Below are 12,363 nucleotides of genomic sequence, written 5' to 3'. Positions count from 1 at the left end.
CTGCTGCGCGCCTTGAGTCTGCCCAGCCACCTGCGGCACAATCTCCCCCTCTGCGATCGTTCGGTAATCTAGCCGCTTAACATGCCTCGACTTTTTTCCTTTGCGCTGCTGTTCTTTGCCAGCATCCACACCGTATCGGCGCAGGATCTTCAACTGCATCGCTACGACGACGATGTGGCGTCGTTACTGTGGGAATACCAACAGCACGGCACTGCAGCGACCGCAGCCCCATCGCAACTTGCCCTCAGCAACGACGATGCCGACACGCTGGTGGACTTTGAGCAAGGGCACATTACCGTTGTGGCCACCACCGCAGTGCAGCTGAAACGGGCGATCGTGCAGATCCTACTAACCCAGTTTGATCCCACCGAAATCGACAGCCAAACCGTGGCCGATTTTGGTTTGGTCAAACAACAGCAAAAGCCGTTTTTCTACAACCAAGTGCGCGATGGCGACGGCCACCCTATCGAGTATCAGTGGCGCGCCGCCCGCTACGCCGATGCGTTGATGGCAAAGCAGCGCTGGCGCAACGGCCGCCGGGTGGTCACCATCCCGCTAGTGGCAGAGCACACCCAGATCGCCGGCAGCAAATACCTTGGCTTTGCCCGCACATCTGGCCAGCGCCACGGCATTTCGACGGCGCTGATCATGGCGATCATGGAAACCGAAAGCGCCTTTAACCCCTTGGCGCGATCCCGCTCTAACGCCCTTGGCTTAATGCAGATTAAGGCCAACACCGCGGGCCGCGATTACTTTGCGCTGATCAAAGGCTATCAACACACCCCATCCGCCGCTTACCTGTACCAGCCCGCGCAAAACATCGAGCTGGCCAGCGGCTACCTGAAAATCTTAAAAAGCCGCTACCTCAAAGGGATCTGGAACCCCACGAAACTGCAATACGCGATGATCGCCAGCTACAACGGCGGCGCCGGTAACCTATGGCAAAGTCTGGATCCCCGCGGTAATAAGCGTAACGCCATCAACCGCATCAACAAGATGACCATCAAGGAGTTTTACTGGTTTCTGACCAACCGCCATAAGCGCGGCGAAACCAGACACTACGTGCGTAAGGTGGCCACTAAGCAGCAGAAGTATCGGCGGTTGTAACTGCGGCTGCTGGCTTTACTTTCGCGACCACAGTTTTTCGCCTGTGATGCTTCCTATCGCCGTGGGAATTTGCGAGCTTTGGGCCATTCCCAAACGGCGTTAGGACAGTTAGGCAGTGGCAGCCAAAGAGATAAACCAACAACAGCAAACCCAAAGCTGGGAACGCTATTGGCAAAGTGATCAGGGCAGTCAGACTCAGATCAGTGATCAACTGAAACAACAGTGCTTAACCCCACTTTGGCAGCGTTTCTTGCGCCAAGCCTTTATCGCCACCCCAAACGCGGTGACGCTAGAGATAGGCTGTGGCGACGGCTACCTTGCGGATCTCAACGCACCGTTGTTGCCAGCGTCATCCCAGCTGCTGTGCCTCGACATCAGCACCGCCGCCGCCCAATGGGTTGAGCAGAAACACCCCCGCCTGGCCGCAGTCGCAGCCAACGCCAATGCGCTGCCACTGGCGGATCACAGCGTCGACATTGTCATCAGCCAATTTGGGATTGAATACGCTGGGGCAGCGGCGTTTGCCGAAGTCGGCCGAGTGCTTAAGCCTAAGGGCAAGCTACTGCTGTTCTGCCACCAACAGGGCAGCAGCATATTTCAGGAATGCCACGGCAACCGCCAAACCCTGCAAGCCTTTATCGACAGCCAAGTGATGCCATTGGCGGCCGCGGCCTTTCGCGCGGGCTATCGCATCTTGGCGGGGCAAGGCAGCCAACAAGCGTTTCGGGATGCCGATAAAGCACTGGCGCCAGCGGTTGAGCAGGTAAAGCAATTGCTTTTACACCCCCAGTGCGATGCCGATCAGTTTTTACGTCGAGTCTTCGCCGATTTAGGCAAAATGTACGGGCGTATTCAGCACTACCAAGCCGATGATGTCAGCGCTTGGTTTAACCACAACAACCAAGCCATTGTGGAGTATTTAGGCCGCATGCAATCGATGACCGATGCCGCCCTGAGTACGGCGCAAACAGAGCAGATCACAGCGCAGTTGGCCCAAGCAGGGATCTTGCTCGATTGCACCGCAGTGCAGCACAACACCCAACCGCTGGGCTGGGTGTTCGAACGCAAGTAGCGATCCCGCCAACGAAGCAACCCAAAATACAAACAGCGCCTGGGTGGCTCCCTGCGCTTTGCTGTATTTGTTGCCTGCAGCAGCTTAACCAGAAGCCCACGCCACTTATTGTTAAGTGATTATTTTAAAGTGCTTATTGCCACGAGCTTTCCGCATTAATTATACAGAAACACATTGCATCACTTATTTAACGCCAAGAGAAACACAATTCAATCTGCCATTCTAAGGTTAGTAACCAAAGCATGAATAAAGCCTATTTAATTTAGGACAGTTTATATAAGACGGTTCATCTGGAACAATTCCCATTTGCGTCTGCCCCTTTTGCACAAAAACAGAAAATACATTTCTCGAATTTCGCAATTAAGGCCGCTGCTCACAACTCTACAAACGCAAAAAACGGATGTGATAAACATCACGGCAGCCGGAATATTCATCTCGCTACAATGCGCTTTAACGTCACCGTCTTTAATATCAGAGGGTGAATTAAGGAAGTTCATTAAATTAAGGAACAAACGATGCGTACAATGCGATTAATGCCCCTTTGCGCTTTGCTGCTGGCTCTGCCTTCCCATGCCGCCAGTGTGGATGTGAGCGGCAACCTGTTGCTGGTTAATAATTACCTCTGGCGAGGCATGACATTAAGTCTGGAAGATCCCTCTTTGCAGGGCAGCGTTACCCTAGAGCATGAGACTGGGCTGTTCGCTGGCATCGCCGCCGAAAGCTACCGCTACCACGATGACGACGGCAAGCGCCAAGATGATTACGAGCTGGACTACTACGCCGGTTACTACCGCGATCTCACCGACCGTTTGGCGCTGCAGCTGGATGTGAACGTATTCACCTATGGCGACTTTAACCACAACACCGAATGGGGCCTAACCGCCTTTTATGGCGACAGCCAAGCGGCGATCTATTACGACCAAGACGTTGAATCCTGGTACGGCCAATTGGGGCACGATTTGGTGCTAACCGACGCGCTGTCTCTGGCCTTGCATGGCGGTTACTACTTCGACGACGCCGACTATTATGGCTGGGACGACAGCAGCTACTTTGATGTTGCGGCCACGCTGAATTGGGCGGTAAGCGGCAACGTCAATCTGATGGCCGGTGCCACCTATCATGAGCATGAAAAGGGGTATGGCCTCGTTGGCATTGAAGTAACGTTCTGATCAACTCTTCTGCTTAAAAACGCCAGCGTGCCACAACGACATGATCACAACACCAAACGGTTTTATTGTGATTCAATCAATCACAAGCTGACGTTAAGCCGTTGCCTATTGCCCAATTTATTCCGGTAATAACATTGCTGTTCGTGCGCGTTAGATGTTATTGACGCTAGAAACAATTAAAAATAAGCCAATGAAACAAAACCATTGTCGTTGATTGACTGTTATTAATTAACTTTCATTACTTAACGGTCATTAATTAACGGCCATTAACCCATGCCGATAACAGATTCGGCGTTGGTCTTGTCCAGTCTTTCATTTTATTTCTAAGCGCAGTAATTGCAATGGCCGCCGGAATGACGGCATACCCGTATTACTAGGATCCAATTATGTTTAATCGAAGAACAGCCATTAAAGCACTGGTTGTCGGCGCGACGTCGGTCTCCTTCGCCTCGGCCGCCAGCACCCTTGGCACCCTCCGCGACAAAGGCGGCAAACACCTCGCCATGTTGATCGATCTGCGGCGCTGCAACGGCTGCAAAGCCTGTGTGGTGGCCTGCGGCAATGAAAACGGCAACCTGCCGGACGAGCACCGCACCGAGGTATACCAAAGCAGCGCCGAGATTAACGGCAAACAGTACGCCTTTAACCTGCCGCTGATGTGCAACAACTGCGACAAGCCCACCTGCACCGAGGTGTGCCCCACCGGCGCCACCTTCAAGCGCCCAGAAGATGGCATCGTGGTGGTGGATTCCACCGAATGCATCGCCTGTGAACTCTGCATCGAAGCCTGTCCTTACAGCGCGGTGCGGTTCGTCCACTCCGAAACCGGCACCGTGGATAAATGCAATTTCTGCATTCAACGCACCAGCCGAGGGTTGCTGCCAGCCTGTGTGGCCACCTGCACCGGCGGCGCGCGGATGTTTGGCGACATTAACGATCCCAACAGCGAGATCGCCAAGGCGCTCAACCAGCACAACCCGCTGGTGCTGCAAGCCAACAAAAAAACCGATCCCAACGTCTTCTACATTGGCCTCAGCCAAGCACAGAGCAACACAGCGTTCAGTCTGAAATTCCCACAAGCGTGGCAAAGGTAACTCATTATGGATCGTAGACAATTCCTCAAAGCAGGCTCCGTTGCCGCCATCTCTGCGGCCGGTGCTGCCAAGGCAACCGAAGCAGATGCCCCGATCAGCGACGACGCGCTGGCGAAGTTTGCCCCAACCTCTTTAAAGCCAGAGTTTCAGCTGGACGGCAACGCCCTCAACCCCGTTGCAGGCCAGCGTTTTGCTTTCTCTAAGTGTTATGGCTGTTTTAACGTTTGTGGTGCTCGGGTCAGCATCGACGAAAACACCGATCAAGTGGTGCGCGCTTGGGGCAACCCATACATGCTCACCAGCAACACCGAACCTTTTGATATGTCGGTGCCCCCAAAAGAGGCGCTCTATCGCTTAGCCGCCACCCGCGAATACAACCAAGACAACGCAGCAACGCTGTGTGGGCGCGGCAACGCAGTGCTGGATGCCTTCAACAACAAACACCGGATCACCCAGTGCCTAAAGCGGGTTGGCAAGCGCGGCGACAATAAGTGGGCAACCATCCCCTATGAGCAACTGCTGAAAGAGGTCACCGAAGGCGGCAACCTGTTTGGAGAAGGCCATGTGGATGGGCTGAAAGCGATCCACGCCAACCCCAACTTAGCCAACCCAAGCTACCCCGATTTTGGCCCAGTAAAGAACCAGTTGTTGGTGTCGACTTCGACCGAGCAGGCCAACCGTTGGGACTTCATGCACCGCTTTACCCACAGCGCATGGGGCACCCCCAACGTCGGCAACAAGGATTCCTACTGCGGCCACCAACAAGTGGCGGGATGGGGGCTAGGCTGCTTTGATGCGGTAACAGAATCGGCCCTGCCCACCACCGATTTTGAACACTGCAAGTTCGCCATCTTTATCGGCACCAACCCTGGGTTGTCGGGCAACAGCCTGAACTCCAGCTCTCGCCGCATCGCCAAAGCACGAGCGGAACGGGGCGACTTTAAGTACGTGGTGGTAGATCCCCTGCTGCGCTCCCTTACCTCGGAAACCAGCGCCAACAACAGTGAATGGGTGCCCATTCGCTCCGGCGGCGATACCGCGCTGCTGTTTGGCATGCTGCAGTACATCATCAACCACCAACGCTACCGTCAGGCTTACCTTGCAGCGCCAAGTCAGGCCGCAGCCGACAAGCAAGGCGAGGTCAACTACACCAACGCCAGCTATCTGGTGGTGAAGCAGCCCGGCCACCCACTGCACAACCGCTTTCTTACCGCCGAAGCCATGGGGCTGGGCAGCCAAGAAGTGAAGATGGTGCAGCGGGCAAGCGACGGCAAACTGGTGAGCAGCGACAGCGATCAGCAGGCCAGCCTGTATTACCAAGGGGCAGTGCAACTGGCCGACGGCAGCAAGGTAAAGGTGGCAACCGCCTTCGCGTTGCTGAAGCAGCGTGTTAACGAGCACAGCCTCGCGCAATACGCCGAGCACAGTGGCGTGCCAGCGGCCAAGATCGAAGAGCTCGCGAAAGAGTTCACTTCCTACGGTCGCCAAGTGGCCATCGAAACCAACACCGGCTGCAACGCCACCGATGGCGGCCAGTGCACCTACGCTCAGGCGATGCTGGCGACCATGGTGGGCGCCCACAATGCCAAGGGCGGCCTGAACCACATGACCGGCGTTGGCTTCGGCTTGATGTATGACATTTTCGACGGGCCGTTGTATAAGCTCAACGACTTCCAGCACGTGGCACCAGAAGGCTTCAATGCCGAACGTTCCGGCGACTACGAGCAAAGCCAAGAGTACAAAGCCAAGCTGGCACGGGGCGAAAACCCTTACCCCGCCAATCAGCCTTGGAACAACACCTTTGTGCAAGAGAACAGCGGCGAAATGCTGGTGGCCCACGCTAACGCCAACCCGTTCCAGTTCAAGGCGTGGTTCATCTGGTCAACCAACCCCATCTACAATTGCTCCGGTCTGGAAGATCAGGTGGTCGATTCCATTGCCGATCCAAAACAGCTGGGGCTGATCATCGGCATCGATCCCTACATCAACGAAACCAATGTCTACGCCGATTATCTGGTGCCGGACTTACTGCAATATGAACAGTGGATGTACTCCCGCATGTGGGGCAGCGAATACGTCGGCGATGTGGCCAGTGTCTCGGTGATCGAACCTAAAACCGTGAAAGACGCCAACGGCAACCCGGTCTGCATGGAGCAGTTCATCATCGACGTCAGCAAAACCCTAAGCCTGCCCGGCTTCGGCGATAGCGCCTTTGCGGATGCCAAGGGGCGCCGCTACGGCTTGCATGTGCCTCAAGATCTGTACGTGCCTCTGTTCGCCAACGCCGCTCACTCCGGTGAAGTGCTGCCCTCGCCAACCCAAGAGGACATCCAGTTCACCAGCGTCGATCGCATTCAAGGGGAGTTTGCCCAGCGACTCAAACCCGAAGAGCTGGGGCCAACCCTGTTTATGCTCACGCGGGGCGGCCGTTACGAGCGGCTGGAGCAGCGTTACGACGGTGACTTCCTAAACCCCGCCATCCGCATGGACGTGCAGTTCCAGATCTACAACGAAGCCCTCGCTCAGGTGAAGGACTCCTACAGCGGCGAGTACCTCGACGGCCAGCCCGTGTTCGATGTTGATCGCTTCTGGGATGGCTCGGCAGTGCGGGATCGGTGGAGCACCAAGAAGTACCCCTTCAGCTTCTCCACCTTCAAGCCCCAGCTGCGTAACGCCTACTCGGCTCAGTTGCCAAGGCTAACCGCACTGGGTGAAGCCAACTTCATACAGATGCACGCCGAAGACGCCGCCAAGTATGGGCTGAAAACCGGTGAGCGGGCCCAGCTGCTGTCGCCGAAGGGCACCACCTTAGAAGGCGTTGTTCAGGCCGACAACACCGTGGCCAAAGGCACCATCTCGGTGGGCATTGGCTATGGTCACAGCCAGTTTGGCGCGCAGTCGATAACCATCGACGACACCGTCATCGCTGGCCAGCCCGAGCGAGCCGGTGGCATCAACCCCAACCCGTTCAACGTGGTCGATCCCACTCGTAAAGGGGCCAGCCTCTACCGCGATCGCACCTTCGGCTCGACTTGCCGCCACGGTGTGCCGGTAGGAATTAGAAAAGTCTAACCTCCCAGCCCCTCGGCGGCCCACATGCCGCCGAGGGGCTGATCTTTTTCCAAGCCAAGCACGCAATGCCGCCCTAATACCAAAGCCAACATTTCGGCTGGCGTGCAAGCACGTTGCTGCCACAGCAACGCCTAATTCGCGCCACGGTTGCATGCGCTGCCTCGCAGCCCAGCTCAAATCACTTGGTTGTACGGGGTAACAACGGCTCAGCCACACAGTTTCAGCACTCTGCGTTTGAGTTTATTGGTCGCTTGGTTACTATCAAACGCCGGACATGGCCCTTGAACGGGTTAACAGCCCTTCCTCAAACCAAGCAATAAAAAACATACCTTTCAGCTATTTGCGACAGAATTTATTGCACAAATTTCCGCTAGGTAACGCAATAACACGTTCTGGCACGATCGCAGAATGAAGGAGCCACCTTTGGATATCGAACAGCTGGATTACCGCTCTCTGGTCGTCTTTGAATCAATCTCGCGCCACCTCAATGCCGGGCTTGCTGCCAATGAACTGGGCATGAGCAATTCAACCATCAGCCGCCATCTGGCCAACCTACGAGAAGTCTTTCAGGATGTTCTGTTCATCCGGCGAGCCCACGGTTTTGTGCCCACCGACAAAGCCAGCCAGATCCTACCGCTGGTAACGCAACTGCTGGCGGATTACGACAATCTCCGCAAGCGCCATACTCAGTTTGATCCGGCCAGTGCCAAAGAACACTTCACCATCTACGCCTTCAACGAGTTCACCTACGCCACCAACAGGATTGTGAACGACCTCATCCTGCCGCAAGCGCCATCGCTCAGCTTTGAGGTAAGAACGCTGTCGATGGATTGCCGCCGTGAAATTGAAAATGGCGACATCGACTTCGCCGTTGTGTATGAAAACCTCGTCAGCGATCGGCTGGTTTGCGATCTGTTTTCCCCAACCGAAGAGATGTACTTGGTCGCCAAAGCCGACCACCAGATCTTCCAGCGTGAAATCACCTTAGAACGCTTGTACCGCTACCCCTACTTTGAACTCGATAACTTTGGTGACGTTTGCTGCCCACTGTTGGCCAGCGTTGCCCAGCAGCAACAGCAAACGTTGGAAGTTGCTGGCTACATCGACAACTTGGCTGCCCTTTGCCGCCACCTGCAAGATTCCAATGCCACCTCGATGAGCTGCAACGTATTCAGTAAAGAGTTCCTCGGCATGGTGAATAACATCAGAACAGAACGCTTACCGGATGAGATAACCAAAACCCTGCTGGCAGAGATAAACGTGGGGCGACCGGTAGGCAATTACTTGGTGTACTCACAAATCAATCAATCCGCCTGCCATACCTGGGTAAAGCAGCAACTGTTCAATGGCTTAAAAGACGCGTGGTATAAAGCGCTGCAAGCTTGAGCGCCTCGTTGCGGGTTGGAAAGGTAAGCCGTTACCGTGGTTCAAGGCGCTCAGTTCTGGCGAAGCGCCTTGAGTTCTTTGGCTTAATGCAGCTCAAAGCCAACACCGCTGGCCGCGATTACTTTGCGCTGATCAAAGGCTATCAACACACCCCATCCGCCGCTTACCTGTACCAGCCCGCGCAAAACATCGAGCTGGCCAGCGGCTACCTGAAAATCTTAAAAAGCCATTACCTCAAAGGGATCTGGAACCCCACGAAACTGCAATACGCGATGATCGCCAGCTACAACGGCGGCGCCGGCAACCTATGGCAAAGTCTGGATCCCCGCGGTAATAAGCGTAACGCCATCAACCGCATCAACAAGATGACCACCAAGGAGTTTTACTGGTTCCTAACCAACCGCCATAAGCGCGGCGAAACCAGACACTACGTGCGTAAGGTCAGCAGTAAGCAGCAGAAATATCGGCGGTTGTAAGGTAGTCCCCCGAGTCAAACAGATGGAATCAAACATCATGGCGATCACGTCGGAAGGGCGCTAAGGCGGGAAGGTGATTGATAAGGTGGAAACATCAACTTAAACGTAAGCAACTAAGTGCCTCAGCGCTAAAGCCGGCAACATACAGTGTCTAAAACCTAAAAGATTCTCACGCATAGCATATTTCAATTTCTAATGTGACTCATAGTCCGTAGACCTATAAACAACACAGGCAGACGATCTCTCCAGACGAGTGAGAGGGATTAATTTTGAAATCAGATGTTTGTCTAGCATTTGGCAAGCACATCAAAAAGCTTCGCCAAGCACAGGGGCTAAGCCAAGAGCAGCTAGCCGATCTTGCCGAACTGGATCGAACCTACGTTAGTGGTATTGAACGCGGCATTCGCAATGTTGGTTTACGCAACATTGACAAGCTCGCCCAAGCGCTTCAATTGCCTTTGCTTGAGTTGTTTAACTTTGAGCAGGTGCAATCATGAAACGTGCACTCTACTCAGACCCATTAAGCAACTTTTACCGTACCTCAGCCGAACATATCCGCGGCAGCATTGCTACCGGCCATGGGCAAGACATTGTCGCCGAGCAAACCGTCGCTTGGCAGACCCAAGTCGAGATATTGCAACAGACTCCGCTCAGCTATAGCGGTGGACACCTCTTCTTTGAGTTCTTGATCCCTCGTATGGGCCGCCGTGCAGACGTCATTCTGGTTTACCGCGGCGTCATCTTTGTTATTGAGTTCAAAGCAGGCGAGCCCAAATATCTTCGTGCGGACATCCGCCAAACTGAAGGCTACGCCCTTGATCTGCACAACTTCCACCAAGGCAGCCATAACAAAACGATTGTTCCGATATTGGTGGCTACTCATGCACCGGAACAGGAGTGGCAACTCCGCTTTAACGACCATAATCTGAGCCCTCGGGTAGCGGCCCCCATCTGTGCCAATCAAGACAATCTCGCTGCCATCATTGAGAAAATCGCCACTCAACTGGCATTAGATGACTTTAACGTTGCTGACTGGGAGTCATCCCCTTACCAGCCAACTCCCACCATCATCGAAGCCGCCCAAGCGCTGTATGGCGACCATCAAGTGGAAGAGATTGCCCGCCACGATGCTGGCGCAATTAATCTGAATCAAACCTCACATTGCTTAGACGCCATTATTCACGATGCTCGCATTAACCGGCGCAAAGTGATCTGCTTTGTGACTGGCGTCCCCGGCGCAGGCAAGACCCTTGTGGGGCTTAATGTCGCCACCAGACACGCCAATGCCGTAGACGAAGAACACGCCGTGTTCCTATCAGGTAATGGGCCGCTGGTTGCAGTGCTTAGAGAGGCCTTAGCACGAGACCAAGTTAGTCGCGACGGGGGGTCGCTTAACAGCGCTCGGCGCAAAGTGGAAACCATGGTGCAAAACATCCACCACTTCCGCGATGAGTACGTGAAGAGCGAATTAGCCCCGCATGACAAAGTGGTTATCTTTGATGAAGCCCAGCGTGCTTGGGATCGCGATAGCGCGTCTGACTTCATGCGCAAAAAGCGCGGCCAGAAGGATTTCGATAAATCCGAGCCAGAGTTTCTGATTGAAGTGATGGATCGCCACAGCGATTGGTGCGTAATTGTTGCCTTAATCGGTGGTGGCCAAGAGATTAATAAAGGCGAGGCCGGTTTGCCGGGTTGGTTTGACGCCTTATCGATCCGCTTTGCCGACTGGCAGGTGTACTATTCTCATCAACTCCAGCAAACGGAATATGCAGGTGGCTTCGTTGACTGTGCTTCACTGGATACTCGCGGCCATTGTAAAGACGCACTGCACCTAGCAACCTCAATGCGCTCATTCCGAGCTGAGTATCTATCGCACTTCGTCCATCACCTTATTCACAACAACCCAGCTCGAGCTGTCGACTACCTTGCCAAGCTAAAAGATAATTACCCATTGGTAATAACCCGCGACCTGAGCACAGCCAAAGACTGGCTTAAGGGTAAAGCTCGAGGCCTCGATAGCCTTGGTATGGTGGCAGCATCAGACAGCCTAAGATTGAAGACCCAAGGGATCTTCGTAAAAAATAAGATCGATCCTGCCGTGTGGTTCCTCAATGATCCTAATGACATTCGCTCCAGTCACTTCCTTGAGGATGTTGCCACGGAGTTCGATGTGCAAGGGCTTGAGTTAGACTGGGTACTGGTCGCATGGGACGCAAACTACCGTTATATCAACGGTGCTTTCGAGCACTGGAAATTCAGCGGCAGTAAATGGCAACGTCGAAACGATGAGTCGCGCAAACGCTATCTTGAAAACGCCTACCGAGTGCTGCTCACTCGTGCCCGACAAGGTATGGTGATCTTTGTGCCTGAAGGCGATGATGCAGACGGAACAAGATTGTGCGAGTTCTATGCGGAAACCTACCACTACCTGCGGCAGTGTGGGATCCCAGAGCTAGCGGTTACCGGCGAAGCAAGCCCCAAAACAACGCCCCTGCTAAGCGCTTGCTGATCGACGCCATATCTCTACCACCCCAGAAACGAAAAAGCCGCATGGATTGCTCCATGCGGCCTTGTCTAATATGGTGGCCCCTGAGGGACTTGAACCCGCGACCAAGCGATTATGAGTCGCCTGCTCTAACCAACTGAGCTAAGGGGCCTGATTGTCATCGAACCACGGCGAGTGATTGATAGGGCAAGATTATACGAGCTGAGTTGGGGGTTGTCATCAGTGCAGGCTGTTGAAAATACAACAGATGGCGCAAGTGCCCAACAAATGAGCAGGGTAATTCATCTATGGGCATCAGGGACAGATGCACCAAAACGATGGCAGGACGAATCAGCAGCCTGCACCAGCTACCCTAACCAGCGCCAATGTAACCATGAATCCCATCAGGCTATGTCAATGCTTAACCCCGCCAACCCTGTCGGGTCTATGTTGGTGGGGTCACTAGGGTTGTCGGGGATGAGGGAGTTGCTTGGGATTACCG

9 protein-coding genes and 1 tRNA gene are annotated in these 12,363 nt (G+C 54.3%); 9 read left to right on the top strand and 1 reads right to left on the bottom strand.

Translation table 11 applies throughout. The annotated features are described in order from the left end of the window. Positions 1-81: 81 nt before the first annotated feature. The 9 genes from Q0796_RS13070 to Q0796_RS13030 all read left to right on the top strand — a co-directional run bounded on the left by Q0796_RS13070 (position 82) and on the right by Q0796_RS13030 (position 11,885). Positions 82-1,107, top strand: coding sequence for a murein transglycosylase domain-containing protein (locus tag Q0796_RS13070; RefSeq protein ID WP_298443972.1), 1,026 nt, complete (start codon positions 82-84; stop codon positions 1,105-1,107). A 115-nt stretch (positions 1,108-1,222) separates the two neighbouring features. Beyond that, positions 1,223-2,179: a class I SAM-dependent methyltransferase gene (locus tag Q0796_RS13065; protein ID WP_298443971.1), complete on the top strand. Its 957-nt coding sequence runs from the start codon at positions 1,223-1,225 to the stop codon at positions 2,177-2,179. Positions 2,180-2,694: 515 nt separating this feature from the next. Then, positions 2,695-3,348 (top strand): TorF family putative porin, encoded by a 654-nt coding sequence (locus tag Q0796_RS13060; protein ID WP_298443969.1) that lies wholly within the window; start codon positions 2,695-2,697, stop codon positions 3,346-3,348. A gap of 386 nt (positions 3,349-3,734) precedes the next feature. Further along, entirely contained in the window at positions 3,735-4,442 is a 708-nt protein-coding gene (locus Q0796_RS13055; protein WP_298443968.1) for a 4Fe-4S dicluster domain-containing protein, read from the top strand. 6 nt (positions 4,443-4,448) lie between these two features. After that, positions 4,449-7,514 carry a molybdopterin-dependent oxidoreductase gene (locus Q0796_RS13050; protein ID WP_298443967.1) on the top strand — a complete coding sequence of 1,022 codons (3,066 nt, stop codon included), beginning with the start codon at positions 4,449-4,451 and terminating at the stop codon, positions 7,512-7,514. 423 nt (positions 7,515-7,937) lie between these two features. Beyond that, positions 7,938-8,900, top strand: coding sequence for a LysR family transcriptional regulator (locus Q0796_RS13045; protein WP_298443965.1), 963 nt, complete (start codon positions 7,938-7,940; stop codon positions 8,898-8,900). A gap of 86 nt (positions 8,901-8,986) precedes the next feature. Beyond that, positions 8,987-9,376, top strand: a complete 390-nt coding sequence (locus Q0796_RS13040) for a transglycosylase SLT domain-containing protein (RefSeq protein ID WP_298443963.1) — start codon at positions 8,987-8,989, stop codon at positions 9,374-9,376. Positions 9,377-9,645: 269 nt separating this feature from the next. Further along, positions 9,646-9,873, top strand: a complete 228-nt coding sequence (locus tag Q0796_RS13035) for a helix-turn-helix transcriptional regulator (protein ID WP_298443961.1) — start codon at positions 9,646-9,648, stop codon at positions 9,871-9,873. Then, positions 9,870-11,885: a DUF2075 domain-containing protein gene (locus Q0796_RS13030; RefSeq protein ID WP_298443959.1), complete on the top strand. Its 2,016-nt coding sequence runs from the start codon at positions 9,870-9,872 to the stop codon at positions 11,883-11,885. The genes Q0796_RS13035 and Q0796_RS13030 overlap by 4 nt, the downstream gene beginning before the upstream one ends. Before the next feature lie 71 nt (positions 11,886-11,956). Here Q0796_RS13030 and Q0796_RS13025 read toward each other — a convergent pair. After that, positions 11,957-12,033: transfer RNA gene (locus Q0796_RS13025), tRNA-Ile, on the bottom strand. Positions 12,034-12,363 lie beyond the last annotated feature (330 nt).

Source organism: uncultured Ferrimonas sp., assembly GCF_947489035.1.
GTDB lineage: Bacteria > Pseudomonadota > Gammaproteobacteria > Enterobacterales > Shewanellaceae > Ferrimonas.
Note: the sequence above shows the minus strand (reverse complement) of the source record. Positions and strands in the feature narration are given on the sequence as shown.

Coding starts and splice junctions, on each gene's coding strand:
- Q0796_RS13060 (WP_298443969.1), top strand. CDS start 2,695: ATGCGTACAATGCGATTAATGCCCCTTTGCGCTTTGCTGCTGGCTCTG.
- Q0796_RS13040 (WP_298443963.1), top strand. CDS start 8,987: ATGCAGCTCAAAGCCAACACCGCTGGCCGCGATTACTTTGCGCTGATC.
- Q0796_RS13030 (WP_298443959.1), top strand. CDS start 9,870: ATGAAACGTGCACTCTACTCAGACCCATTAAGCAACTTTTACCGTACC.
- Q0796_RS13050 (WP_298443967.1), top strand. CDS start 4,449: ATGGATCGTAGACAATTCCTCAAAGCAGGCTCCGTTGCCGCCATCTCT.
- Q0796_RS13055 (WP_298443968.1), top strand. CDS start 3,735: ATGTTTAATCGAAGAACAGCCATTAAAGCACTGGTTGTCGGCGCGACG.
- Q0796_RS13070 (WP_298443972.1), top strand. CDS start 82: ATGCCTCGACTTTTTTCCTTTGCGCTGCTGTTCTTTGCCAGCATCCAC.